The sequence below is a fragment of the Arthrobacter sp. KUASC02 genome (genome assembly GCF_059739395.1).
The window spans coordinates 2970818-2995753 of the sequence record NZ_AP046053.1 but is presented as its reverse complement, the minus strand read 5'-3'; the positions used below and the strand labels follow the sequence as shown (position 1 = coordinate 2995753).

20 protein-coding genes are annotated in these 24936 nt (G+C 66.1%); 8 read left to right on the top strand and 12 right to left on the bottom strand.

All coding sequences use genetic code 11. The annotated features are described in order from the left end of the window. Nucleotides 1-24: 24 nt before the first annotated feature. The gene (panB, locus tag AC6JAC_RS13900) at nucleotides 25-930 is read right to left on the bottom strand and encodes a 3-methyl-2-oxobutanoate hydroxymethyltransferase (protein WP_497965088.1); all 906 of its coding nucleotides are present in this window, start codon (nucleotides 928-930) and stop codon (nucleotides 25-27) included. Between the two features lie 266 nt (nucleotides 931-1196). On the opposite strand from panB, the gene glnA (AC6JAC_RS13895) reads away from it, so the two are divergent. The 4 genes from glnA (AC6JAC_RS13895) to AC6JAC_RS13880 all read left to right on the top strand — a co-directional run bounded on the left by glnA (AC6JAC_RS13895) (nucleotide 1197) and on the right by AC6JAC_RS13880 (nucleotide 6672). Further along, nucleotides 1197-2537 carry a type I glutamate--ammonia ligase gene (gene glnA, locus AC6JAC_RS13895; RefSeq protein WP_011691452.1) on the top strand — a complete coding sequence of 447 codons (1341 nt, stop codon included), beginning with the start codon at nucleotides 1197-1199 and terminating at the stop codon, nucleotides 2535-2537. 9 nt (nucleotides 2538-2546) lie between these two features. Next, nucleotides 2547-5558, top strand: a complete 3012-nt coding sequence (locus AC6JAC_RS13890) for a bifunctional [glutamine synthetase] adenylyltransferase/[glutamine synthetase]-adenylyl-L-tyrosine phosphorylase (RefSeq protein WP_028271755.1) — start codon at nucleotides 2547-2549, stop codon at nucleotides 5556-5558. A 73-nt stretch (nucleotides 5559-5631) separates the two neighbouring features. Continuing rightward, complete coding sequence (locus AC6JAC_RS13885) at nucleotides 5632-6051, top strand: VOC family protein (protein WP_028271756.1); 420 nt, start codon at nucleotides 5632-5634, stop codon at nucleotides 6049-6051. A gap of 105 nt (nucleotides 6052-6156) precedes the next feature. Then, on the top strand, nucleotides 6157-6672 hold the full coding sequence (locus tag AC6JAC_RS13880; RefSeq protein WP_497965085.1) for a GNAT family N-acetyltransferase: 516 nt from the start codon (nucleotides 6157-6159) through the stop codon (nucleotides 6670-6672). A gap of 41 nt (nucleotides 6673-6713) precedes the next feature. Here the strand turns inward: AC6JAC_RS13880 and AC6JAC_RS13875 are convergent, their stop codons facing one another. After that, nucleotides 6714-8303: an S-layer homology domain-containing protein gene (locus AC6JAC_RS13875; RefSeq protein WP_454698142.1), complete on the bottom strand. Its 1590-nt coding sequence runs from the start codon at nucleotides 8301-8303 to the stop codon at nucleotides 6714-6716. 237 nt (nucleotides 8304-8540) lie between these two features. After that, nucleotides 8541-9965 (bottom strand): type I glutamate--ammonia ligase, encoded by a 1425-nt coding sequence (glnA, locus tag AC6JAC_RS13870; protein WP_011691460.1) that lies wholly within the window; start codon nucleotides 9963-9965, stop codon nucleotides 8541-8543. A gap of 273 nt (nucleotides 9966-10238) precedes the next feature. Between glnA (AC6JAC_RS13870) and AC6JAC_RS13865 the strand changes: the two genes are divergently transcribed. Then, nucleotides 10239-10676: an RDD family protein gene (locus tag AC6JAC_RS13865; RefSeq protein ID WP_347897482.1), complete on the top strand. Its 438-nt coding sequence runs from the start codon at nucleotides 10239-10241 to the stop codon at nucleotides 10674-10676. A gap of 10 nt (nucleotides 10677-10686) precedes the next feature. Here AC6JAC_RS13865 and AC6JAC_RS13860 read toward each other — a convergent pair whose 3' ends face one another. From AC6JAC_RS13860 to lipB, 4 genes are all read right to left on the bottom strand, one after another. Continuing rightward, the gene (locus AC6JAC_RS13860) at nucleotides 10687-11049 is read right to left on the bottom strand and encodes a DUF3817 domain-containing protein (RefSeq protein ID WP_028271760.1); all 363 of its coding nucleotides are present in this window, start codon (nucleotides 11047-11049) and stop codon (nucleotides 10687-10689) included. A gap of 138 nt (nucleotides 11050-11187) precedes the next feature. Continuing rightward, nucleotides 11188-11952, bottom strand: coding sequence for a DUF4191 domain-containing protein (locus AC6JAC_RS13855; protein ID WP_028271761.1), 765 nt, complete (start codon nucleotides 11950-11952; stop codon nucleotides 11188-11190). A gap of 89 nt (nucleotides 11953-12041) precedes the next feature. Continuing rightward, on the bottom strand, nucleotides 12042-13049 hold the full coding sequence (gene lipA / locus AC6JAC_RS13850; RefSeq protein ID WP_454697241.1) for a lipoyl synthase: 1008 nt from the start codon (nucleotides 13047-13049) through the stop codon (nucleotides 12042-12044). Next, complete coding sequence (gene lipB, locus AC6JAC_RS13845) at nucleotides 13046-13723, bottom strand: lipoyl(octanoyl) transferase LipB (protein ID WP_269319505.1); 678 nt, start codon at nucleotides 13721-13723, stop codon at nucleotides 13046-13048. Before lipB ends, lipA begins: the two co-directional genes overlap by 4 nt. A gap of 104 nt (nucleotides 13724-13827) precedes the next feature. On the opposite strand from lipB, the gene AC6JAC_RS13840 reads away from it, so the two are divergent. Next, nucleotides 13828-15444, top strand: a complete 1617-nt coding sequence (locus tag AC6JAC_RS13840; protein ID WP_497965080.1) for a serine/threonine-protein kinase — start codon at nucleotides 13828-13830, stop codon at nucleotides 15442-15444. A gap of 11 nt (nucleotides 15445-15455) precedes the next feature. Here the strand turns inward: AC6JAC_RS13840 and AC6JAC_RS13835 are convergent, their stop codons facing one another. Then, nucleotides 15456-16349 carry a TIGR01777 family oxidoreductase gene (locus tag AC6JAC_RS13835; RefSeq protein ID WP_497965078.1) on the bottom strand — a complete coding sequence of 298 codons (894 nt, stop codon included), beginning with the start codon at nucleotides 16347-16349 and terminating at the stop codon, nucleotides 15456-15458. Between the two features lie 74 nt (nucleotides 16350-16423). Here AC6JAC_RS13835 and AC6JAC_RS13830 point away from each other — a divergent pair, with 74 nt between their 5' ends. Next, nucleotides 16424-19888, top strand: a complete 3465-nt coding sequence (locus AC6JAC_RS13830) for a S41 family peptidase (protein WP_497965076.1) — start codon at nucleotides 16424-16426, stop codon at nucleotides 19886-19888. Nucleotides 19889-20006: 118 nt separating this feature from the next. Here the strand turns inward: AC6JAC_RS13830 and AC6JAC_RS13825 are convergent, their stop codons facing one another. Further along, nucleotides 20007-20438, bottom strand: a complete 432-nt coding sequence (locus AC6JAC_RS13825; RefSeq protein ID WP_028270854.1) for an OsmC family protein — start codon at nucleotides 20436-20438, stop codon at nucleotides 20007-20009. Between the two features lie 132 nt (nucleotides 20439-20570). On the opposite strand from AC6JAC_RS13825, the gene AC6JAC_RS13820 reads away from it, so the two are divergent. Then, the gene (locus AC6JAC_RS13820) at nucleotides 20571-20957 is read left to right on the top strand and encodes a VOC family protein (RefSeq protein WP_028270853.1); all 387 of its coding nucleotides are present in this window, start codon (nucleotides 20571-20573) and stop codon (nucleotides 20955-20957) included. A 118-nt stretch (nucleotides 20958-21075) separates the two neighbouring features. On the opposite strand, the gene AC6JAC_RS13815 is transcribed toward AC6JAC_RS13820, so the two are convergent. The 3 genes from AC6JAC_RS13815 to lpdA all read right to left on the bottom strand — a co-directional run bounded on the left by AC6JAC_RS13815 (nucleotide 21076) and on the right by lpdA (nucleotide 24812). Beyond that, entirely contained in the window at nucleotides 21076-21426 is a 351-nt protein-coding gene (locus AC6JAC_RS13815) for a hypothetical protein (protein WP_028270852.1), read from the bottom strand. 146 nt (nucleotides 21427-21572) lie between these two features. Then, nucleotides 21573-23315 carry a 2-oxoglutarate dehydrogenase, E2 component, dihydrolipoamide succinyltransferase gene (gene sucB / locus AC6JAC_RS13810; RefSeq protein ID WP_497965073.1) on the bottom strand — a complete coding sequence of 581 codons (1743 nt, stop codon included), beginning with the start codon at nucleotides 23313-23315 and terminating at the stop codon, nucleotides 21573-21575. Nucleotides 23316-23429: 114 nt separating this feature from the next. Beyond that, entirely contained in the window at nucleotides 23430-24812 is a 1383-nt protein-coding gene (gene lpdA / locus AC6JAC_RS13805; RefSeq protein ID WP_028270850.1) for a dihydrolipoyl dehydrogenase, read from the bottom strand. Nucleotides 24813-24936 lie beyond the last annotated feature (124 nt).

Genomic DNA, 24936 nt, shown 5'->3' with positions numbered 1-24936 from the left:
GGAAATCCCGGCCCCGCAGCTTTGTTAGAACGAATGCTCGGGGCCGGGGAACTGGCCGGTCCGCACGTCCTCGCCATACGCCTTGGCCGCGTTGCTCAGCGACGTGCGCAGGTCAGCATACTGCTTGACGAACTTGGCCATCTTCCCGCCTCGAAGCCCCGCCATGTCCTGCCAGACCAGGACCTGTCCCGTGGTCGTGTTTCCGGCGCCGATGCCGACGGTAGGAACCGAAATGGCAGCATCGACGGCCGCTGCGGTGGCGGCGGGAACCATTTCCATCAGGACGCTGAAGGCGCCGGCTTCGGCGAGGGCGACAGCGTCGTCGATCAGCCGCTGCGCGTCATCGCCGCGGCCCTGGACCCGGTAGCCGCCCAGCGAGTGCTCGCTCTGGGGGGTGAAACCGATGTGCGCCATGACCGGAATACCGGCCTGGACCATGGCCCGGACGGTGTCCGCGTAAAACTTGCCGCCTTCAATCTTGACGGCATGGGCGAGGCCTTCCTTCAGGAAGCGGACGCCGGTGGCTACGGCCTGCTGAGCTGAAACTTCGTAGCTTCCGAACGGAAGGTCCGCGACCACCAGGGCCCGCTTGGCCGACCGGGCCACGGCGCGGCACAGCGGAAGCAGCTCGTCCACAGTGACCGGGAGGCTGGTTTCGTTGCCGAAGACGTTGTTGGATGCGGAGTCGCCGACAAGGAGCACTTCAATGCCCGCTTCGTCAAAGATCTCGGCAGTGTACTGTTCGTAGGCTGTGAGCATCGCAAAGTGCTCACCTTTTTCCTTGGCCTGCTGCAGGTGGTGGATCCGGATCCGGGCCGCGGGCTTCCTGACGGTGTCCGACGGCGTTGCGGCCGGCCCCGCGGGACCGTTGCCGTAGGGAGCAGGTACTTCTGCGGACATGCTGGAATCGGAGCTGTTGCTTGTGGCCATGGCTAGAGCGTAATGCGGTACTGCGCGTCCTAGCTACCGGGCGCCGGGCCGTAGCCGGTGAATCGCGTCACAAACGCAGCGCCCGGGCCCGGTCGCGGCGCCGCCGCCGGGCGCCGCGGGCCGGTGTGCGTGTTAACGCTGTGTTACGCGGACCTCCGGCTCCAACATTCCGCGCGAATGATTAGTAAAGTGAATCGTGAGCTGCCGCCGGCTCTAGCGAATACAGACCCGGGGCATCAATACGTTGATCCGGAGAAGAGGCCATCATGGACCGCCAGCAAGAGTTTGTCCTGCGGACAATCGAAGAGCGCGACGTACGGTTTGTGCGTCTGTGGTTCACGGACGTCGTGGGTTCACTCAAGTCTGTTGCGCTTGCCCCCGCTGAAGTTGAAGGCGCCTTCGAAGAGGGCCTTGGCTTCGACGGCTCCGCGATCGAGGGCCTGGCCCGGGTGTTCGAATCGGACATGCTGGCACAGCCGGACCCCTCGACGTTCCAGATCCTGCCGTGGCGCGGTGAGACCGAACAGACCTCGCGCATGTACTGCGACATCCTGACCCCCGACGGCGAGCCCTCCGCAGCGGACCCGCGCAACGTCCTGAAGCGCACCCTGGCCAAGGCCGCCGACATGGGCTTCACCTGCTACACGCATCCCGAGATCGAGTTCTACCTGCTGAAGTCGCAGGAGCCTGGCCCGGACGGTTCACCCGTCCCCGTTGACGAGGGCGGCTACTTCGACCACGTCCCCGGCGGCGTCGCGCAGGACTTCCGGCGCACCGCGGTCACCATGCTGGAATCCGTGGGCATCTCGGTGGAGTTCAGCCACCACGAGGCCGGTCCCGGCCAGAACGAGATCGACCTTCGCTACGCGGACGCCCTGCAGACTGCGGACAACATCATGACCTTCCGCACCGTCATCAAGGAAGTGGCCCTGCAGCAGGGCACCTACGCCACCTTCATGCCCAAGCCGTTCACGGCGCACCCGGGCTCGGGCATGCACACCCACTTCTCGCTCTTCGAAGGCGACACCAACGCGTTCTACGAAGCCGGCGCGGAATTCCAGCTGTCCAAGACGGCCAAACAGTTCATTGCGGGCATCCTCAAGCACGCGCCCGAGTTCACCGCCGTGACCAACCAGTTCGTGAACTCCTATAAGCGCCTGTGGGGCGGCGGCGAAGCCCCCAGCTACCTGAGCTGGGGCCACAACAACCGTTCCGCCCTGGTGCGAGTTCCGCTGTACAAGCCCGGCAAGGGGCAGTCCGCCCGCATCGAGTACCGCGGCATCGACTCCGCGGCCAACCCTTACCTGGCATACGCCGTCCTGCTCGGCGCCGGCCTCAAGGGCATCGAAGAGGGCTACGAGATTCCGGCTGCCGCCGAGGACGACATCTGGTCGCTGAGCTCGGCCGAACGCCGCGCCATGGGCCACGATCCGCTCCCCGCGAGCCTGCACGATGCCATCAGGGCCATGGAGGATTCCGAGCTTATGCCGCAGATCCTCGGGGAACAGGTCTTCGAGTACTTCCTGCGCAACAAGCGCGCAGAATGGCAGGACTACCGCCTCCAGGTGACGCCCTACGAGCTGCAGCGAAACCTCGGCATTCTGTAGGAGGCTGCGGTGAGCCTCGCCCGTCGCCTGATCTCCGCCGGTTTCAGTGACCTGGAAAAGGGGGAGCGGTTCCTTGCTGCCCGGGAACTGGAAGGGATCGACCAGGAGGCTTTGTTCGCGGGCTTCCACCTGGCCGCCAACCCGGACACCGCCCTGCAGTCGCTGGTGCGCCTGATCGAAAAACATCCCGATCTCCGGAAGCTTGCTGCTGCGGACATCGACACCAGCGAGCCGCTGTACCGGGTCCTGGGTGCCTCGGAGGCGCTGGGTGAATTCCTGATCCGCCATCCGGAGCACCTTGACGCCTTTGACGTGGTGGCAAGCCCGGAGCCTGCGGCGGCGGATGCCGGGGAACTCAGGGCGCGTCTCCTGCGGTCCGTCCAGGCCGACCCGAAGGCGCGCAGGCCGGTGGCGGGGCTCTCCGGCCCGGAGGCCTACGTGGCCCTTCGCACCGCGTACCGCAGAGGCGTGGTTGACCTGGCGGTGAAGGACCTGTGTGCCGCCGACCCGCTGGACTTCATGCCCGCGGCCGGTGCCGAACTGGCGGATCTTGCCGGTGCTGCCATCGAGGCGGCGCTGGCAGTATCCCGGGCCGAGGCAGGCGAGCAGTTCTCGGCATCCGAAGTCGCCGAAGTGGGTCTCGCCGTCATCGGCATGGGCAAGTGCGGTGCCCGCGAGCTCAACTACATTTCCGACGTCGACGTCATTTATGTGATCGACGCCGGCGAGCTGGATGATGCCCGCGCCAACACGATCGGGACGGCCCTTGCCACCGGGATCTCGCGGGCCATCATGTCCATCGGCCGGGAGCCCGGCCTCTGGGAGGTGGACGCCAACCTGCGGCCGGAGGGCAAATCGGGACCGCTGGTGCGGACGCTGGCGTCGCATCAGAGCTATTACGCCCGCTGGGCCGAAAGCTGGGAATTCCAGGCCCTCCTGAAGGCCCGGACCATTGCCGGGGACGCGGAGCTGGGCGCCCGGTACGAGGCCGCCGTCCTTCCGCTGATCTGGGGTTCGGCGAACCGCGAAGGATTTGTGGAATCCGTGCAGGCCATGCGCCGGCGCGTCACGGACAACATTCCCGCGGATGAGGAACAGCGCCAGATCAAGCTGGGCCGCGGCGGCCTGAGGGACGTCGAATTCACGGTTCAGTTGCTGCAACTGGTGCACGGCAAAGCCGATGAATCCCTCCGGCACAGGGACACCACTTCAGCCATCGCCGCGCTCTCGGCCGGTGGCTACATCGGCCGGACGGATGCCGCCGAATTTGACCACGCCTACCGGTACCTCCGGCTCCTGGAACACCGGATCCAGCTCTTCCAGCTGCGCCGCACCCATCTGATGCCGGTGAGGGAAGACGCCCTGCGCGCGCTGGCGAAGGGCGTGCTGGGCCCCTTCGCCCGGGAACGCCCGCACCCTGATGCGCTCCTGGCCGCCTGGCAGAAAACCAAACGCGCTGTCAGGGAACTGCATGAACGCATTTTCTACCGGCCCCTGCTGAACACCGCCGCCAAGCTGAGCAGCGAAGAAGCGCGGCTCACGCCGGAGGCCGCACAAGGCCGCCTTGCCGCCCTCGGTTACCAGGATCCCCGGGGCGCCATGAGGCATATCGAGGCACTCACGGCCGGGGTCAGCCGGCGTGCGGCGCTGCAGCGCCAGCTCCTGCCCATCCTGCTCGGATGGCTCGCCGACGGCGTGGACCCCGACGCCGGGCTGCTGGGTTTCCGCCGCGTCAGCGAGGCGCTGGGAACAACGCACTGGTATCTGGGGATGCTGCGGGATTCGACGGCGGCGGCCGAGCGGCTCTGCCATGTCCTGTCCAACTCGCGCCTGATCGCCGACCTCCTGGAGGTGTCTCCGGAATCGGTGGCCTGGCTGGGGACGGACAAGGAGTTGGCTCCGCTGGGATTCGAGGCCCAGTGGCTCGAAATCACCTCGAAGATGTCGCGGCATGAGGACCCGGAAAGCGCCATGCGGCTCATCCGCCTGATCCGGCGCAGGGAAATCCTGCGGGTCGCCATTGCGGACAGCGCCGGGCTGCTGGACCAGGACCAGGTGGGTGCCGCCCTCGCGGACACGGACCGCGCAGCCGTGCTGGGCGCCCTCCGGGTCGCCGAAGGCATCGTGGGTGCCTCGGGTCCCCTGAAGACACGTGTCCTGGTGGTGGCCATGGGCCGGCAGGGCGGCCGCGAAATCGGTTATGGCTCCGACGCGGATGTCATGTACGTGCACCGCGGGCTGCCGGGCGTTCCCGAGGAAGAAGCGCAGAACCAGGCCGCGCAGATCGTGGGACACATTTCGAACCTTCTGACCCAGCCCCTCAAGCCCGCCATCCTGGCCGAACGCGTACTGATGGTGGACGCCGACCTGCGGCCCGAAGGCAAGAGCGGTGCCATGGTCCGCTCCCTCGATTCCTACGCAGAGTACTACCGCCGGTGGTCGCTCGTGTGGGAAGCCCAGGCGTTGCTGCGGGCCCTGCCCATCGCAGGGGATGACGACCTGGCAGCGGACTTCGTGGAGCTGATCGACACCATCCGCTATCCGGCGGAACTGTCGGACAAGGACGTGCGCGAAATCCGCCGCGTCAAAGCAAGGGTGGAAGCGGAGCGGCTGCCCCGCGGCGCGGATCCCGCGCGGCACCTCAAACTGGGGCGCGGCGGGCTTAGCGACGTTGAATGGCTCGTGCAGCTGCTGCAGCTGCAGCACGCCGGCAAGCACCCGGAACTGCGGACCGCATCCACGGTGCCGGCGCTGGAAGCCGCAGCTTCCCTCGGGTTCCTGGAACGGGACGAGGCGGAACTCCTCCTCAAGGCCTGGCACCTGGCCAGCCGCATCAGGTCCGCCAACGTGATCTGGACCGGCCGTGCCTCCGACCTGCTGCCGTCTTCCCGCAGGGACCTGGAAGCCGTCGCCCGCTGGTGCGGTTACCCGCCAGGCAACGCGGCCACGCTGGAAGAGGACTACCTGAGGCTCAGCAGGCGTGCCCGCGGTGTTTTCGAAAGGGTTTTCTACGGGCAGTAACCGGGCTGGTTTTCGGCGGTGGCACGTCATCGCGGGGGCTGACACAGGGCGGGCCGGATGCTATTTTGAGCCAATGGCCACGCAACTCTTTCTGAATCTCCCCGTCAAGGACCTGAACAGGTCGGTCGAGTTCTTCACCGCGCTCGGCTTTTCCTTCAACCCGGATTTCACCGACGAAAATGCCACCTGCATGATCATCAATGACGGCGCCTACGTCATGCTGCTGGTGGAAGGCTACTTCAAGACGTTCATTTCCAAGGGCATTGCGGATACCGGCAGCACCGCCGAAGCGATCGTGGCATTTTCCGTTGACAGCCGTGAAGCTGTTGACGACACGATCCGGAAGGCGATGACCGCTGGAGGTGCGCCTTCGCAGGAGGCCCAGGACTACGGGTTTATGTACAACCACAGCTTCCAGGACCCGGACGGCCATCTCTGGGAGGTCTTCTGGATGGACCCTGCCGGGCCGCCGGCTGACGCCCAGACGCCATAGCTTCACCCCGCCCTGCCGGCGGCCGCGGCACCGGCCAGAGGCACGACGCCGGCCGTCACCCGAAAGCTGGCGGCCGGCGTCGCGGGTTCTGGGTAGGCTCGATCCATGTCTGAATCCGTTTGGCTTATCGCCCTGAAGAACCTCGACGACGACGCCAGGGCCATCAAGCTGGGCGAGGTCGCGGGACTGGAACTGGGGGAGGACCAGCGCGACTTCGCCGGTGATCCGCTGCGCATGATGCTCGTGGCGCTGGAGGAGGATTCACGCTTTCCCTATGTGGTGGACTCCGGCGGAGAAGCCGTCGGCGTATTCACGTTGCAGCGCGGTGCGGCGACACTGGCGGGCTGGGAGGATGATCAGGCGGTGTGGCTCTTGCGCGGCTTCCTCATCGACAGGAACCGGCAGGGCAGGGGACTCGGCACCCTTGCGGCCGCAGCAGCGGTCAGGGAAGCAGCGAAACTGACGGTAAGGCTGGGTGGCGGAGAGGCCGGCGTCGTACTGTTAGTCAACGAGCGCAACCCGGCCGGCCAGGCCGCCTACCGCAAAGCCGGATTTGAAGACCGCGGACAGTACCTCGGCGGCGACGCCGGACCGCAAAGGACCATGTACCGGTCCTTCTGAGCCTTCGTGCCGGCACTGCGACGAGTTGCGCCGCCGAACGTTCAGGGTGTCGAAGGGATCGCAACACTCGCGGCGTACCGGGTCATGAACGCTGCCATCGCATCACGGTTGACCTCCCTGTGGGCTCCGAAGGATCCATCCGGGTAACCTGTGGTGATCCGCTCGGCGGCGAGCCACGAGATCTCCGCAGCAAACTGGCTGCCGGCGGGGACATCCGAGAATACAGAGGGAGCAAGGCTGATGTTAGGGCTGCCGTCGAAGCGGTACAGGAAAGCGGCCATTGCATCGCGGTTGACGTTGTCTGCAGGGTGGAATCCGCCGTCGGGGAATCCGCGGGTAATGCCGGTCGATGCCAGCCAGCGGATCTCGTCGTAGAACTGGCTTCCGGCGGGAACATCCGGGAAAGTCGGTGCGTCCGCAGGGACCGCCGGATTCCCGGCCAGGCGGTAGAGGAAGGCCGCCATGGCATCCCGCTTGATCCCAGTCAGCGGCCTATAGGTTCCGTCCGGATATCCCTCCGTGATACCGGTGGAGAACAACCAGGCTATCTCGCCGTAGAACTGGTTGTCGGCGCGGATGTCCGTGAAGGAAGGTGCCACGATCATCCCCACATCGATGCCGCTCGCGATCCCGCCGGCCGCTACTGTGATCGGCTTCGGGAAACCGCCCGGTCCCCATTCGCTGTACCACTGGTCTGTGGTGCCGCTGGTGCCGCCCAGGAATTTCACTGTGTAGGTACCCGCGGGGAGGCCGGTCAATTCATACGTTCCCTCCACCCGCACCTGGGTTTGTTTGACAATTGCGTGGTTAGCGGAATACGCCTGTACGCTCACCGGGCTGTAAGGCGTGCCGGACGGGGCGAAAATGCGTCCCACGATGGCTGCCGGTCCCACACCCGGTGTCAGCCCCAACGGCGGGACGTTAGAGGGTTTATCCCGGCACATGTTGGTTTCCGCTTCGTTGAGCTGGGTCATTAGCGCCGTGTACTCTGCCTCGTCGACGCTGAGATTCCACCGGGCCTTGATCCAGACCCACTCGGTTGCGTATTTGCAGTGGACTCCGTCGTGCGGCGGCCACCATCGGGCCGGGTCGGCGGATCCCCGCTCAACGTTTGTGTCCTTGGTGGTGACGTAGAGCGAGATGTTGCCAACCAGGTCGTTCGCGAAGTCCCGGCGCTGCTCCGGCGTCCAGGCCCACGCCCCGGACAGCCAGGCTTCCTCCAGCGGCACAGTGTGGGCCACATCGAGCAACGCCTGATCACCCGTGACCACGCGGTCCCACTGGGAGATCCATTGTGCCGTGGCCACAGTGCAGGGTCCTGCCATCGTTGGACCCCCCGCACTGGCGATCAGGACATGCTCGCGGGTGTTGCAGCCGTCGTCTCCCATTGCCGGATAGTCATATGCGGTTTCCTGGTACGCAGGACCGCCCGGCGGGCGGACGGTCAGCGAACTCAGCAAAGCACGCGCGGTGGTGAGCGCCTGCGGAGGGGAACCGTACACGGGCGACGCCACGCCGATTGGAATGGGGCCCCCCGCCTCGGTGGCCAGCCCGACCATCGTAGCCAAACCGGCGGACCCCGCCGGTCCGCTTGCGCTGAAGGTGAGGAAGAAAGCCGTCACCATTGCCATGCATGCTCCGGCCCGCTTCATGGAGTCCCCCAAACCTCGCGTATCCCTATACCGTCCCCGGAGCATATAGAAGGAGTCCCGGCATTCGTAGAGTGGGCGCTACTGGCATACTGGTTGCCCTCCGCGCGCGGCGGGCTGCTGTTACTCGTCTTTCGACACAAAAAAGTCCGCACGTGCTGCCGTAGCAGCACATGCGGACTTTCTGCGGACTAAGCGATGGTTAGGCCGGGGGTCTGACTAGACGCCGTAGTAGAGCTCGAACTCGTAGGGGTTCGGGCGCAGGGACAGCGGGCGGATCTCGTTCTCGTACTTGTACTCGATCCAGGTGTCGATCAGGTCCTGGGTGAACACGCCGCCGGCCTGGAGGAACTCGTTGTCCTCGGCCAGTGCGTCCAGGGCTTCCTCGAGGGTGCCCGGAGCCTTGGGGATGTCCTTGGCTTCTTCGGCGGGGAGCTCGTAGAGGTCCTTGTCGATGGGAGCCGGGGGTTCGATGCGGTTGCGGATGCCGTCAATGCCGGCCATCAGCTGGGCAGCGAACGCCAGATACGGGTTGGAGGAGGGGTCCGGAGCGCGGAACTCGATGCGCTTGGCCTTCGGGTTGGAGCCCGTGATCGGGATACGGATACCGGCGGAGCGGTTGCCCTGCGAGTAGACCATGTTGACCGGAGCTTCGAAGCCCTTGACCAGGCGGCGGTACGAGTTGACCGTCGGGTTGGTGAAGGCGAGGACGGCGGAGGAGTGCTTCAGCAGGCCGCCGATGTACCAGCGGGCCATGTCGGAGAGGCCTGCGTAGCCCTTCTCGTCGTAGAACAGCGGCTCGCCGCCGTTCCACAGCGACTGGTGGCAGTGCATGCCCGAGCCGTTGTCACCGAAGACCGGCTTCGGCATGAAGGTGACCGACTTGCCCCAGGCGTCGGCGGTGTTCTTGATGACGTACTTGAACTTCTGCAGGTCATCAGCCGCGTGGGTCAGCGTGGTGAACTTGTAGTTGATTTCAGCCTGGCCGGCGGAGCCCACTTCGTGGTGGCTGCGCTCGACCTCAAGGCCGGCTTCGTCCAGGGCAACACACATGGCGTCGCGCAGGTCGGCCTGCTTGTCGGTGGGGGAGACCGGGAAGTAACCGCCCTTGACGGGGGTCTTGTAGCCCAGGTTTCCGCCTTCTTCTTCGCGGCCGGTGTTCCAGTGGGCTTCTTCGGAGTCGATCTTGTAGAAGCTGCCCTGCGGGGAGGACTGGTACTGGACGTTGTCGAACACGAAGAACTCGGCCTCGGGAGCGAAGAACGCGGTGTCGGCGATGCCGGTGGAAGCGAGGTAGGCCTCAGCCTTCTCGGCCACGCCGCGGGGGTCGCGGTGGTAAGGGTCACCGGTGCGGGGGTTCACGATGGAGAAGTTCAGCGCGAGCGTCTTCTCCATGCGGAACGTGTCCAGGAATGCCGTGGTGACATCCGGGATGAGCTGCATGTCGGACTCGGCGATGCCCTGGAAACCGCGGATGGACGAACCGTCGAACAGCTGGCCGTTGATGAAGAAGTCTGCATCAACGCTCTTGGCCGGCACGTTGAAGTGCTGCTGCACGCCAGGAAGGTCGGTGAAGCGGATATCGACGAATTTAATATCTTCGTCCTTGATGAACTTGAGGACTTCGTCCGCAGTCTTGAACATCTATGCTCCTTACGCATAAGTAATAACTGGCTGGAAAGCCATATGGTCCAGCGCAATCCGACGGCGCGAAAACACAAAAGTGTCCCCGCTCCCAGCTCGCTAGCAACTGTTACCACCCTAGGGACACGGGATTTCCCGTCCGTGTCCGCTATGTTTCCGGCAGGTTACAGAACCGCCTGATATGTAAACGCTATACGGTGTCCACACTGTGGTCCATCCGCATCCATACTGTGAACTTAACTGCGGGACCCGTGCAACGGATAGGCTTGATCCGTGGTTGATCGTAAAGATATAGGTTCCTGGCTCAGCGGGCCGGATACGTCCGGCATTTCCAAGTACCCGGGGGAGCGCCTCGGCCTGCCCGAGGCAGGCCCCGGCTCGATCGCCCGGGCCGGACGCCGGATCCTTGCCATCTGCATCGACTGGGGACTCGCGCTGCTGATCAGCAACTACGCGTTCGGCGGGGATCCGTGGGGCACGCTTGCCGTGTTCGCCATAGAGCAGATCCTCCTGATCGGCACCCTCGGCTACAGCATCGGCCACCGGCTCCTTGGCATCCACGTAGTCCGCCTGGGCGGCGCTCCGGCCGGACCGCTCGCGGCGCTGGTCCGCACCATCTTGCTGTGCCTCGTGATTCCGGCGGTCATCTTTGATCCGGATCACCGCGGCCTGCACGACAAGGCGATGAACACCGTCCTCGTCCGTAGGTAGCCGGTCCGGCTTAGACGCCTGCGGTGACGTTATCGCGCTGCTCTGCCGGCCTGCTGCCCGTCGGCGTCAGGTAGCCGCGCTTGCCCGCCCACCGTTCGAAGAGGACGGTGGCGAACGGCAACACCGCTGAGAAACCGGCGAGGAACGCCACCAGGAACGGCCACCGCTGCAGGCGCCACAGGGCAAGCGCCGCCACTCCATAGGCGATGAACAGTGCGCCGTGAATCGGTCCTGCAATCTCCACGCCAAGCTCGGAGGTCCGGGCAATCCATTTGAAGTACATTCCGGTCAGGAGGGCCGCCCAGCTGAAGGCTTCGGCCACGGCGAGGACCCGGAAGAGCCGGATAACGGTGGATTTCGAGGGCAGTTTCACGGTACTCCGGTTTCTCTGGGGGCAGTGCGGTTTTGCTACGGGGGTGCGGGGCTGACAAAGCCGTGAGTACGGCTGACCGGCTCAAAACAAACGCCCCGGCGCCGGCTGATGACCGGTTCCGGGGCGTTGCCAAGGCTGCTAGCGGCCGCGGGCTGCTTTGCGGTCCGGCCGGGCCTTGTAAGGATCGATTCCCTTGGGGATGGGGAGGCGGTTTCCGAGCGAGGAAATCCGCTTCGACACCGCGCTCACTTCGAGCTTTGTGAGTTCCTTGTCCAGCTTGTTCATCTTCTTGGCGACCTGGCTGAGGGGGGTCTGGCCTTCGCCGCGGCCGGTCTCGATCACGTGGACGGTTACGTTGGGCAGGATGCGGGCGAGGCGCTTGCGTTCGGCGTCGACGAGCGGCCGGACCCGGTGGGTGGGGCCTTCGCTGACGAGTACGACGCCGGGACGGCCGATGGCGCGGAAGACGGCGTCCTGGGTCCGCGGGTTGACCGCAACCGGCTGGTCCTCAGTGATCCAGCCGCGCTTCAGGGTACCCAGTGCCGCGCCCGAGGCTCCGGGCTGGTTCTCAATCTGGGCAAACGCGGCCCGCTCAGCGCGGCGCGAAAGGATGAGGGTTGCGGCCAGCAGGCCGAGGGGGATGCCGATAATCAGGCCCGTGATCCAGTTTTCCAGGAGGAAGCCCACCAGGAAGCTGACGGCGACGACGCCCAGGAAAGCAAGCAGCATCATCCAGACCACCATGGGGTCGTGGCGGCGCGTCATCTGGAAGACTTCGTTGATCTGCTTCAGCCTGCTGGGCTTCTTGACCTTGGCTTCCTTCGGCTTGCGAGAGAAGAGGCCACGCTTCGGAGCGTCGGAGGCTGCCGGAGTCGGTTTGCTGGAATCAGGGGAATTCGCCATAGTGCCTTAATTCTACGTGATTTATGCCTGAGGGCCGGACGCCGGATTGCTCCGGTGCCGGCCCTCAGGCGTAAATGTTACGAAAGGTCCTAGTGGTGTGCCGCGATGAGGGAGCTGGCTTCCTGGCGGGTGCTGCCGGAGCTTTCGATGTGCGCGAGTTCGGCCGGGATCTCCCAGCCCTTCTTGCGCATCGCGGTGGCCCAGAGCCGGCCGGCACGGTAGGAGGAGCGGACCAGCGGGCCGGACATGACGCCGAGGAAGCCGATTTCCTCGGCCTCGGTGGCGAGGTCCACGAATTCCTGCGGCTTGACCCAGCGGTCCACCGGCAGGTGGCGTTCGGACGGGCGCAGGTACTGGGTGATGGTGATCAGGTCGCAGCCGGCCTCGTGCAGGTCCCGCAGGGCCTCGGAGATTTCCTCGCGGGTCTCGCCCATGCCCAGGATCAGGTTGGACTTGGTGACCATGCCCAGGTTCCGGCCCTGGGTGATGACATCCAGGGACCGGTCGTAGCGGAACGCGGGGCGGATGCGCTTGAAGATCCGCGGCACGGTCTCGACGTTGTGCGCGAAGACCTCGGGCTTGGAGTCGCAGATCGCCGCGATGTGCTCGGGTTTGCCGGAGAAGTCCGGGATCAGAAGTTCGACGCCGGTGCCCGGGTTCAGTTCGTGGATCTTCCGGACCGTTTCGGCGTAGAGCCAGACGCCCTCGTCGGCGAGGTCGTCGCGGGCCACCCCGGTCACGGTGGCGTACCGGAGCTGCATGGCCTGGACCGAGCGGGCCACCTTGGTGGGTTCGAACATGTCCACCGGGGAGGGCTTGCCGGTATCGATCTGGCAGAAATCACAGCGCCGGGTGCATTCGGAGCCGCCGATCAGGAACGTGGCTTCCTTGTCTTCCCAGCACTCGAAGATGTTCGGGCAGCCGGCCTCCTCACACACCGTGTGCAGGCCTTCCTTCTTCACCAGGTTCTTGAGCTGGACGAACTCCGGGCCCATCTGGACCTTGGCCTTGATCCACTCCGGCTTACGCTCCACCGGGGTGGCCGCATTGCGCTGCTCAATACGCAGCATCTTCCGGCCTTCTGGTGCCAGTGTCACAGTAGAGCTCCTTCGGGGCTTGAAACGAGTGCTTCTTCGTGCTTGCGGAATTCGGCCACGACCTGGTCCGCGATATCACCGGGGGTGATGGTCCTGCCGGCTTCAAGGGACATCGTGGTGACGCCGGCGTCGGTGATACCGCAGGCAATGATCTGGGCATACGGTGCCAGGTCGTTGCTGCAGTTGATGGCGATGCCGTGCATGGTGACCCCGTCGAGGACGCGGATTCCGATTGCGGCTATCTTCCGGTCCGGCCCTTTGCTGTCAGCCTTGATCCAGACGCCGGCGCGTCCCTTGATCCGCTCCGCTTTGATGCCGTAATCGGCCATGACCGCGATCATCACGGCTTCGAGCCGTTCGACGTAGTCGCGGATCCCTGACCGGTTTTTCAGCTTGAGGATCGGATAGGCGATCAGCTGGCCGGGACCGTGCCAGGTCAGCTTGCCGCCGCGGTCCACCGCGACGACGGGGGTTCCGTCGAACGGCCGTTCGTGGTCTTCTGTGAGCTTGCCAGCCGTATATACGGCGGCATGCTCAAGGAGCAGGACTGTGCTGGGTGCCTCAGCTGCGACGACTTTGTCATGGAGTTCGCGCTGGATGTCCCAGCCCTTCATGTAATCAACGAAATCCGGAGCAAGACCCAGCGTGGAAAACTCAAGAGTCATGGCATCCAGCTTAGACCCCGTCCGCCGTCGTGCCTGATTCTGTGCTTAACCTCTCACTGCACTGCCTGTGGATAACTTCTGCGGAATTCTGCCGATTCCGCTATTCCTTGGGTATGGAGAAATGCGATGAGGTCGGCACGGTTCCGGACGTTCCCGGCTATGAGGTGGTGCGTGAACTCGGCCGGGGCGGAAGCGCCAGCGTGTGGCTTGTCCGGGACGAGCAGACCCTCCGGGAGTTTGCGGTGAAGTGCTTTGACGCCGCGGAAAGCCGTTCGTCGTCCGCGGACGACGGCGGTGTCCCCGGCAGGGAGGCGCGGTTCACGGCCGACGCCGTGCGCCGTGAACTCAGGATTCTTTCCGCGCTGGACCACGGCCACCTGGTACGGGCCCATGATGTGGTCGGGCTCCGAGGGGGAGCAGGCGGGGGCCTGGGGCTGGTCATGGATTACGCGGCAGGCGGCTCCCTGGCCCAGCTGGTCACCTGCCGCGGTCCGTTGAGCATCGGGGAAACAGTGACTGTCCTGACGCCCCTGGCCCAGGCACTGGCGTACCTCCACGGTCAGGGTTTCATGCACTCGGATGTTTCGCCGGGCAACGTGCTGTTCACCGCCCACGGCAAGCCCCTGCTGGCGGACCTTGGCGTGACGCGCATGGTGGGTGACGCCGCGGATCCTTCCCCGGCCGGCACGGCCGGTTTCCTGGACCCGGCGCCGGTGGATGCCCTAAGGGCAGGGCTGCAGCCCGAGCGGGACGTCTATTCGGCCGCAGCCGTCGGCTGGTACTGCCTGACCGGCAAGCCACCGGAGCCCGGCCCGGAGCGACCGCCCCTGTCACTTCTGGTTCCCGGCGTTCCCGCCGCCCTCGCTTCCGCGCTGGAGGCGGGTCTGCGGGAGGACCGGCGGGGACGGCCGACGGCCTTGGAATTTGCGGCTGCCGTCTACCGCAGCGCGGACGCTGCCCCCGTGGACCTCGCCGGCGCGGTCCATCCCACGGTCCTTCCCCAGCTGCTGACCCGCCGCAACGTCCCGCCCTCCCGCAACGCGCGGGGCACGGCGAAACTCCGTGCCCTGCGACGCCGCCTCGGGCGCCGCGGTGGTCCCTTCAGCCGCCGGGGACGCGTCGCCGGCCGGCATGCCGGGGGCAAACGCCGCCGGATTGGGGCCCTGTCGGCAGCGGTTGCCTGCTCGGTCATCGTTTCCGCGTGGTTCCTGGCCGGGCCGCAGCAGGTCGCATGGCAGGGAGCCGAGCCGCAGTCCGTGCACACAGCGGCGGCGCCGTCGCCGGACGTCCGGCCCGGGGCGGCAGGAAGCCCCGTTCAGGCGGAGGCCCGTCAGCGGGCTCTTTCGCAGCGGCCCGAGGAGGCGGTGCGCGGGCTGGCGGAACTAAGGTCGGCTGCGTTGAGCTCCGGGGAACTCGGGCTGCTGGACGAGGTCAACCTGGAGAACTCCCCGGCTGCCGCAGCCGACGCCAAAGTCAGCGGGAAGCTCAGGGACACCGGCCATGTCCTGGCCGGCTTCAGCACCACCGTGACCCGCGCCGAGGCGGCACCCGGCGGTTCGGATGCACGGGCAGTGGTGGCCATCACCGCAGTCAACTCCGAATATCGGGAGACCGACGCCGGCGGAAATGTCGTGGCAGTGGAACCTGCCGGTCCGGAGCAGCGGCTTCGCCTGGTCCTGGTCAGTTCCGGCGGGCGTTGGCGGATCCAGGAGATCCTGCCCGAGGCCTAGCTTCGGAATGCTTAGTCCCGGCCGGTTGCCCACGCCGCTGCCTCGGACAACGAGGGATGCTGCCACTCGAACCCGGCCTCGGCCAGCAGGGCGGGCTCCATGCGCTGGCTCCCGAGGAGGAGCTCATCGGCCAGTTTTCCCATGACCACCCGCAGCACCGGCGCCGGCACCCGGAGGAGGGCCGGCCGGTGGAGTGCGGCGGCAAGCCTTGCCACCAGGGCATTGACGTCGGCGGTCTCCGGCGCGCAGAGGTTGACCGGACCTGACAAGGGGGCTGCGAGCAGGAAACTGAAAGCCGAGGATACGTCCGGCAGCGTGATCCACGGCCAGCACTGCCTGCCGTTCCCGAGGGGACCTCCAAGGCCGAGCCGGAGCAACGGCAGCAGCCGTCCCAGCGCGCCTCCCGACCGGCTGAGGACCACCCCCGTCCTGGGCGTCACAACACGGACGCCCGCCGGAGCCGTATGCGCCGCTGCCTCCCACTCCCGGCAGATCCGCGCCATGATGCCGGAACCGTTCGGGGCGTGTTCGCGGAGAACTGCAGCCCCGCTGTCCCCGTAGTAGTTCGAGCCTGACTGGCTGATGAAGACCTTGGGCGGCTGCCCTGTTTTCGCCATCGCCGCCGCCAGCGTGTGCGTGGGATCCAGCCGCGACCGGAACAGCTCGTCGATCCGTCCCCGGGTCCACGGCCGGTCCCCGATCCCGGCCCCTGCCAGGTTGATCACGGCGTCCGCGCCCTCAAGGTGCGCGGGATCAAGCTGCCCGGCTGCCGGATCCCACTGCAGTTCGCCTGGAGTTGCCGGTGCCCGGCGCACCAGGCGGATGACCTCATGGCCGCCCTCGCGCAGGTGGGCGGACATGTCGGTTCCGATAAGGCCTGAGGCGCCGGCCATGATGATTCGCATGATCCATCTCACCATGCCCGGCACGGCGGTGGAACCTCCCGTCCGGCCCACTGGACTTTGACTATGATCTAACGATGACCTCTTCGAGCTACTTTCGTTTCCCGCATCTGCACGGCGATCTGGTCACCTTCGTGGCCGAAGACGACGTCTGGATTGCGCCCCTGGACGGAGGCCGCGCCTGGCGGGTTTCCTCCCTTCAGCTGCCGGCCCGCAACCCGCGCTTCACACCCGATGGCAAGCGCCTCGTGTGGACGGTTGTGCAGGGAACAGCGCCCGAGGTTGTCACTGCGGAGGTCGACGGCGGAGGCTACCGCCAGCTGACCTACTTCGGCCATGCGTCCACCCGGGTCAAGGGCTTCACCGCGGCCGGTGATGTCCTGGTTACGAGCGCCTTCCGGCAGGCGGAAAGCCGTCACACGCACGCCTACAGTGTTCCGCTGGAGGGAGGCTGGTCTGAGGAACTTGCGTTCGGGCCGGTCGAGTCCGTGGCCTTCGGCCCGGAGATCGGCGACGAACGCCCCGTGGTCGTAGCCAGCGTCCTCTCCCGAGAGCCGGCCTGGTGGAAGCGGTACCGCGGCGGCACCGCCGGCAAGCTGTGGATCGACGCCGACGGCAACGGCGAGTTCGAACGCCTTGTTCCCGAACTGGACGGCAACCTTGCGGATCCCATGTGGGTTGACGGGCGGGTGGCTTTCCTCTCGGACCACGAAGGCTACGGGAACCTGTATTCAGTGCTGCCGAACGGCACCGGGCTGCGCCGCCACACGGACCACGAAGACTTCTATGTGCGCCACGCGGCCACGGACGGCAAGCGCGTGGTGTTCGAATCCGCCGGCGAGCTCTGGCTGGTCCCTGACCTGGACTCCGACGCAGTAAAACTCAACATATCGCTCGGGTCAGCCTCGCAGGGGCGGAGGCCTGCACTCCTGAAAACCGCCAGGCACCTTGGCGGCGTGATTCCGGACCACACCGGTTCCTCAAGCGCCGTCGAAGCGCATGGCACCATCCACTGGCTCCGGCACAAGGACGGGCCGTCGCGGGTCGTTGAAGCAGCGCCCGGTGTCCGTGGCCGGCTGCCGCGGCCCCTGAGCGAGGGCCGCATTGCCTATGTGGCCGACCACGACGGCGCGGAAGCCCTGTACATCAAGGAGATTGCTCCGCAGGTGGCCGGTGCGCAGGCAGCGGCTGCCGCCCGGCCCCAGCGGCCCGCCGGGCAGGACACCGGAACGTCCCTTCCGAAGCCCGTCCCGGCCGCCGGGATGAACACCCCCGGCGTGGCATCACCCGCCGTTGACGGCGGCAGTGACGTGGCTGGCGGGGCGCCGGAAGACGCGGTCGTCCCGGCCGGGGGCGCCGGTGCCGGGCCTTTGCAGAAGATCGATTTCCCCAAGTCCACCCGGGCAAGCGCCATGGAGGCCAGCCCCGACGGCCGCTCCCTTGCCGTGGGAACGTCCTTCGGCGATGTCTATCTGGCCGACACCCGGAGCGGCACCATCAAGCTCATCACCAGCATCGGCGAGGGCACCATCGACGGCCTGTGCTGGTCCCCGGACTCCGCGTGGCTCGGCTGGTCCGAACCGGTCACGTCCTTTGGTTCACGCAGCCGGCTCCGCATTGTTAACGTGGACGATCCGGAGTTCCGGATCATTGATGTCACGGACGGACGCTTCCGGGACGCCTCGCCCTCGTTCACGCCCGACGGCAAATTCCTGGCGTTCCTCTCGAACCGGAGTTTCGACCCCGTATACGACGGACACTCCTTTGATTTGTCCTTCCCCAGCCCCATCAAGCCCTACCTTGTGGCGCTTGCTGCCGACACGCCGTCGCCGTTTGGTCCCTCGGTGGACCTCTCGGACGGACCGGACGGCGCCTCCGCGGAAGGCGCCGAAGACGGCGCCGGTTCTGCGGCGCCTGCCGTCCGCGTGGACGCAGAGGGCCTGGCGCATCGCGTCATCGGAGTGCCCGTTCCGCAGGGCAACTACTCGGCGCTCGAGGCGACGCCGGGCGCTTTGCTCTGGCTGGACAACGCCCTTGCCGGCGTCACCGGCGACGGCCGGGCCAGCACCGACGACAAGGACACCGCCCCCAGCCTGGTGCGGTTTGACATGACCAGGCGCAAGACGGCCACCCTTGTGGACGCCCTGGACAGCTACCGGGTGTCCGGCGACGGCCGGAAAGTGGTTTTCCTGCACGACAAGCAGATCCGGGTGGCGCCCGCCGATGCCAAGGGCGACGAGGATTCGGGGCAACTGGTGAAGGTGGACGTCAGCCGCATCCGCGTGCTCCTGAATCCGCTGAGCGTCTGGGGCCAGGCGTTCGACGAGGCCTGGCGGCTCCAGCGTGACTTCTTCTGGACCGAAGACATGGCAGGCCAGGACTGGGAATCGGTACACCGCCGCTACCGTCCCCTGGTGGACCGGCTGGGCTCGCACGATGACCTGGTGGACCTGCTGTGGGAACTCCATGGGGAACTGGGCACGTCGCACGCGTACGTTCGTCCGGCAGCAGTCACCGAAAACGGCAGCAACGGGCAGGGCCGCCTGGGCGCGGATCTGGCCTTCACCGGAACAGGCTGGGAAATCACCCGCATCCTGGCGGGGGAGTCATCTGACCCGCTCGCCACGTCACCGCTGACCAGGCCGGGCGCAGACGCCAAGGCGGGGGATGTCCTGCTCGCAATCGACGGCGTGGAACTGTCCGAAACGCTGACGCCCGCCATGCAGCTCGTGGGCGCCGCCGGAAAGGCCGTGGAACTGACCCTGCGCAACGGCGCGGCCCACGGTGAGGCGGCAGGCAAGCAGCGCCGCATCGCCGTGGTGCCGGTCAAGGACGAGGAGCGTCTGCGGTACCAGGAATGGGTGGCCGGCAATCGGCGGACAGTGCGTGAAGCGTCCGGCGGAACGTACGGTTACCTCCACATCCCGGACATGCTCGCGAACGGCTGGGCGCAGCTCCACCGCGACCTCGACACCGAGACCGCCCTGGACGGGCTGATCGTGGATGTCCGGCGCAACCGGGGCGGGCACACGTCCCAGCTCGTTGCGGAACTCATCGGCCGCAAGGTGACCGGATGGAGCATGCCGCGCGGTGAAAGGCCCCGGACGTACCCCCATCACGCGCCGCGTGGACCGGTGGTCATCCTGACGGACGAATTTGCCGGCTCGGACGGGGACATCATCACCCAGGTGTCCAAGCTGCGCGGGATCGGACCGGTCATCGGCACCCGGACCTGGGGCGGTGTGGTGGGCATCGACAACCGTTTCTCGCTGGCGGACGGAACCGGCGTGACGCAGCCGCGGTACGCCACCTGGTTCAGCGGCGGCGTGGGCTGGGGCGTCGAGAACTACGGTGTGACGCCGGACATTGAGGTGACGTTCCCGCCGCACGCCTATGCTGCCGGCAGGGATCCCCAGCTCGAGTACGGCATCGGCGCCCTCAAGGAAATGATCCAGGAACTTCCCACGGACCGCCCCCCGCTCCGTGAAGGCTACCGGCGGCTCCTTCCGGCGCCCCTGCCTGCCCGCACCGCCAAGGACTGAACCGGCCAGTTGCCGGGGACGACGAAGGCCCCGCCGCTTCCTGGTGACAACCAGGAAGGGGCGGGGCCTTTGCCGTGCGGCGGTGCGGCATCCCCAGGAGCGGCCGCACCCCTGCAGCCTAGGAAGCGGCGAGCGTCGCGTCCATGGTGATGTCGATGCTGGCCAGGGCACCGGAGACAGGGCAGCCCACCTTGGCTTCCCCGGCGATCTTCTGGAACTCTTCTTCCGAAATGCCCGGGATGGTGGCGTTCACCGTCAGGTGGCTACCGGTGATGCCCGTGCCCGGAACGAAAGTGACATCGGCCTTGGTGTTGATCTCTTCAACGGTGAAGCCGGCCTGGCTCAGCGCCAGGCTGAACGCCATGGAGAAGCAGGACGAGTGCGCGGCGGCGATCAGCTCTTCGGGGCTGGTCTTGCCTTCCGACTGTTCTGCGCGGGCCTTCCACGTGACGGCGTAAGTACCCAGCCCGGAGCTGTCCAGCGTGGTGTTGCCGGACCCCTCGAACAGGTCGCCGTTCCATACGGTGTGCGCGGTGCGTATTGCTGCCATATCCACTCCTCAGCTTAGATTCGATCCGGTCCGGGCTTCCGCCCAGACCTTCCGCATCAATCCTATGGATTCAGGAGCCGCGGCGCACGGGCTGTCCGCTGTCAGAGGATTATGACCGTCTACACTGGCGCAATGGAAACTCAACGCCGAAGGGATCCTGCCGTGGTGGCACCGCAGGCCAGGATCGCGGCCATCATGGTCAATGCCGTGAACGCGGAAGAGCTTGCGGCATTTTGGGCTGCGCTGCTGGGAACCACGGTCTCCGCCCGCTTTGACCAGTTCGTCTGGCTCAAGCCGGCCGCCCCCGGAGCCCCGCAGCTTGCCTTCCAGGAGGTCCCTGACGCCACCCAGGGCCGGCGGCGGCTGCACCTTGACGTCCACGGACCGGACCCGGAGAGCCTGCGGGCCCACGCTGAATCGCTGGGAGCCGTGTTTGTCGAAGGGCATGACATCGGCGACTTCCACTGGGACGTGATGCATGACCCCGAAGGAAACGAATTCTGCATCGCCAGCGACTGACTGGCCGACTCAACCTGCCACCGGACTACCGCTGGCCAGCCACAACGACGACGGCGACCCTCCCGGCCAGGGAGGGTCGCCGTCGTCGTTGGCGCAGTGAGTTACTGCCGGAGTTGCGTTACTGCCAGAGGGTGGCGATGGCAACGTTCAGCAGCGCCAGGCCGCCCACGCCGTGGGCCAGTCCCTTGCTGATCGGCTCGTCCTTCTTGTATTTGCGGCGGCCCATGAAGGCGAGGACCCCGACCGCCAGCGCGATGGCGAACTTGATGCCGAGCTTGAAGTAGTTCGCCTCCATGTCCAGTGCCGGGATGAGCCCCATCATCACGATGCCCGTGATGATCTGCAGGGCTGCGCCGTCGAATTGCCGCGGATGCACGGTGGGCTTTTTCATGTTGCCGATCCAGATGCCGACAATCATGGCTGCGCCGACGATGTGCAGGAAGACCATGATGTTGTAAACGATGTCCATGGGCCCAGTCTAGCCAGACGGTTCTACGCTACGTAGTAAGCCCCGCGGAAGCTTTGGAGACGATTCGGTAACCAAAAACGACGGCGGTGCGGGCCTTCCGGTGGTTGCCCACCGGTGCCTGCACCGCCGTCGTTGTTTGTTGCTGGTTACAGCCCCAGGTCCGCCTCGAAGGCGCCGGCCTCAAGGCGGGCCTTGAGGGTCTGCAGGAAGCGTCCTGCGTCGGCGCCGTCCACCAGGCGGTGGTCGTACGTCAGGGAGAGGTACATCATGGAGCGGATGGCGATCGAGTCGTCGCCGTTTTCGTCGGTGACCACCACGGGGCGCTTGACGATCGCACCGGTGCCGAGGATGCCCACCTGCGGCTGGTTGATGATCGGGGTGTCGAACAGTGCGCCAACAGAACCGATGTTGGTGATGCTGAACGTTCCGCCGGACAGCTCGTCCGGGCCGATCTTGCCGTCGCGGGTGCGGCCGGCGACGTCCGCGATCTTGCCGGCCAGGCCGGCAAGGTTCAGGCTGCCGGCGTCGGAGATGACGGGAACCAGGAGGCCCTTGTCCGTGTCAACGGCAATCGCCAGGTGCTCGGCGTTGTGGTAGGTGATCTCCTGCTTGTCTTCGTCGTAGGCCGCGTTCACCTTCGGGTGCTGCTTCAGCGCTTCGGCGACGGCCTTGGCGATGAACGGCAGGAAGGTCAGCTTCACGCCGTTCTGGGCCTGGAAGGAGTTCTTGGCCTTGAGGCGCAGCTTGGCGATCTTGGTCATGTCCACTTCGTGGACCTGCGTCAGCTGCGTGGAGACGTCCAGCGACTCACGCATGCGCCGGGCGATGACCTGGCGGATGCGGGGTGCCTTCTGCACGGTGCCGCGCAGGGAGGACTCTGCACCTGAAGCCGGTGCAGCCGCTGCGGACGGGGCCGGGGCTGCGGCGGCGGGAGCTGCCTTGGCCTCGGCGGCAGCGAGCACATCCTGCTTGCGGATGCGTCCGCCAACACCGGTGCCGGTCAGCGAAGCGATGTCCACGCCCTGCTGGTTGGCGAGCTTGCGCACCAGGGGAGTGACGTAGCCGGACTCGGCTGGCGCTGCAGCTTCCGCGGCAGGAGCAGCAGCCGGGGCCGGGGCTTCCTGCTTGGGCGCTGCCGGTGCTTCTTCCTTGGCAGGCGCTGCGGCCGGGGCCGCGGGTGCTGCTGCGGGAGCCGCGGCGGGTGCTTCCTGCTTGGGAGCAGGAGCTGCCGGTGCGGCAGCCGGAGCGGCTGCGCCGGAGCCGATGACGGCAAGGACGGAGCCTACCTCGGCGGTCTCGTCCTCGTTGACCCGGATCTCCTGCAGGGTGCCGGCAACCGGCGACGGGATTTCGGTGTCCACCTTGTCGGTGGATACCTCCAGGAGCGGCTCGTCAACCTCGACGGAGTCGCCCACGGCCTTGAGCCAGCGGGTGACGGTGCCTTCGGTGACGGATTCGCCGAGCGCCGGAAGGGTTACTTCGTGGCTTTCGCCGGAGGCTGCGGGGGCTGCTTCGGCAGCGGGGGCCTCAGCCGGGGCAGGCGCCTCGGTGGAGGATGCTTCTTCGGCGGGTGCTTCTTCGGCTGCGGGGGCCTGCTCGGCCGGGGCGGCCTCGGCGGGGGCAGCTGCTTCGGATGCGCCGGCGGAACCCGAGCCGTCACCAATGCGGACGAGCGGAGCGCCGACTTCGGCGGTCTCATCTTCGGCGACGAGGATTTCCTCAATCACGCCAGCAATCGGAGAGGGGATTTCGGTGTCTACTTTGTCGGTGGAAACCTCGAGCAGCGGCTCGTCCACCTCTACCCGGTCACCTACCTGCTTGAGCCAGCGGGTGACGGTTCCTTCGGTGACACTCTCACCGAGGGCGGGCAAGTTAACGGATTCAGACATGTCGTCCCCGTTCTCCTTATTGATCTTTAGTGCGGATGATTGCTGCCGTGTTCGAGCTTAGTGCACCCTGCGGATCATGCCGGGTGCACTAAGCCCTGTGGTAAAGCGGAAGTACTAGCCGTGGAGGGCTTTGCCCGCGAGGGCAAGGTGGGCCTCGCCCAGGGCCTCGTTCTGGGTCGGGTGGGCGTGCAGGAGCTGTGCCACGTCCTCCGGGTAGGCTTCCCAGTTCACGATCAGCTGTGCTTCACCGATCTGCTCGCCCATGCGGGAACCGATCATGTGGACGCCCACCACGGGGCCGTCCTTCTGGCGGACCAGCTTGACGATGCCGCCGGTGCCGAGGATGGAGCTCTTGCCGTTGCCGGCGAGGTTGTATTCCTGGGTTTCGACCTGGTCGTCGCCGAACTTTTCCTTGGCAGCCTTTTCGGTGTAGCCCACGGTGGCGATTTCAGGCTCGGAGTAGGTGACCTTCGGGATGTTGACATCCTCGACGATGACCGGCTTCAGGCCTGCGATTTCCTCTGCAACGAAAATGCCCTGCTGGTAGCCGCGGTGGGCCAGCTGGACGCCCGGGACGATGTCGCCCACGGCGTAGACGTTGCCGACGCCGGTGTGCAGGCGTTCGTTGGTGATGACGAAACCGCGGTCGATGGTGATGCCGGCTTCTTCGTAGCCCAGGTTGGCGGTGACCGGTCCGCGGCCGACTGCTACCAGGAGCAGGTCGGCTTCGAAGGTCTTGCCGTCAACGAGGGTGACCTTGACGCCGTCGTTGTTCTGCTCAACGCCCTGGAAGAACACGCCGGTGGAGAACTTGATGCCGCGCTTCTTGAATGCACGTTCGAAGTTCTTGACGATCGCGGCATCCTCGTTCGGAACCAGCGACGGCAGGCCTTCAACGATGGTGACGTCCACGCCGAACGACTTCCAGACCGAAGCGAACTCGACGCCGATCACGCCGCCGCCCAGGATGATCGCGCTCTTGGGGATGTAATCCATGGTGAGGGCTTCGTCGGAAGTGATGACCTTGCCGCCGATTTCCAGGCCCGGCAGGGTGCGGGAGTAGGAACCCGTGGCGAGCACGATGTTCTTGCCCTTGTAGGCAGTGCCGTTCACGACGACGGTGTCGGTGCCCTGCAGTTTGCCTTCACCTTCGATGACGGTGATGCCCTTGGACTTGATCAGGCCCTGCAGGCCCTTGAACTTGCCGGCGATGATGCCGTCTTTGTAAGCGTTGACTGCGCTCATGTCGATGCTGTCCAGCGTGACGTTGACGCCGTACTTTGCGGAATCGCGGGCGTGGTCGGCGAGCTCGGCCGAGTGCAGGAGGGCCTTCGTGGGGATGCAGCCGTTGTGCAGGCAGGTGCCCCCGAGTTTCCCCTTCTCCACGAGGCCTACAGTGAGGCCCAGCTGAACTGCACGGAGTGCCGTGGCGTATCCGCCGCTGCCACCGCCGAGTACCAGGATGTCGAATTCTTGCGCAGTTGCCTGATCGGCCACTTAGACGCTCCCTCGCGTGAACGATGACACGAGAGTACGCATCATCTGGTCTTGGAACTTGCTCTGCCGTGATTATGCCAGCAGGCCGGTTCTCTTGCATTTGTGACTACCGCAGTTCACCTTA

Coding starts and splice junctions, on each gene's coding strand:
- sucB (WP_497965073.1), bottom strand. CDS start 23,315: ATGTCTGAATCCGTTAACTTGCCCGCCCTCGGTGAGAGTGTCACCGAA.
- AC6JAC_RS13840 (WP_497965080.1), top strand. CDS start 13,828: ATGGAGAAATGCGATGAGGTCGGCACGGTTCCGGACGTTCCCGGCTAT.
- AC6JAC_RS13835 (WP_497965078.1), bottom strand. CDS start 16,349: ATGCGAATCATCATGGCCGGCGCCTCAGGCCTTATCGGAACCGACATG.
- glnA (WP_011691452.1), top strand. CDS start 1,197: ATGGACCGCCAGCAAGAGTTTGTCCTGCGGACAATCGAAGAGCGCGAC.
- AC6JAC_RS13885 (WP_028271756.1), top strand. CDS start 5,632: ATGGCCACGCAACTCTTTCTGAATCTCCCCGTCAAGGACCTGAACAGG.
- panB (WP_497965088.1), bottom strand. CDS start 930: ATGGCCACAAGCAACAGCTCCGATTCCAGCATGTCCGCAGAAGTACCT.
- AC6JAC_RS13830 (WP_497965076.1), top strand. CDS start 16,424: ATGACCTCTTCGAGCTACTTTCGTTTCCCGCATCTGCACGGCGATCTG.
- AC6JAC_RS13825 (WP_028270854.1), bottom strand. CDS start 20,438: ATGGCAGCAATACGCACCGCGCACACCGTATGGAACGGCGACCTGTTC.
- AC6JAC_RS13855 (WP_028271761.1), bottom strand. CDS start 11,952: ATGGCGAATTCCCCTGATTCCAGCAAACCGACTCCGGCAGCCTCCGAC.
- AC6JAC_RS13815 (WP_028270852.1), bottom strand. CDS start 21,426: ATGGACATCGTTTACAACATCATGGTCTTCCTGCACATCGTCGGCGCA.
- glnA (WP_011691460.1), bottom strand. CDS start 9,965: ATGTTCAAGACTGCGGACGAAGTCCTCAAGTTCATCAAGGACGAAGAT.
- AC6JAC_RS13875 (WP_454698142.1), bottom strand. CDS start 8,303: ATGGCAATGGTGACGGCTTTCTTCCTCACCTTCAGCGCAAGCGGACCG.
- AC6JAC_RS13880 (WP_497965085.1), top strand. CDS start 6,157: ATGTCTGAATCCGTTTGGCTTATCGCCCTGAAGAACCTCGACGACGAC.
- AC6JAC_RS13820 (WP_028270853.1), top strand. CDS start 20,571: ATGGAAACTCAACGCCGAAGGGATCCTGCCGTGGTGGCACCGCAGGCC.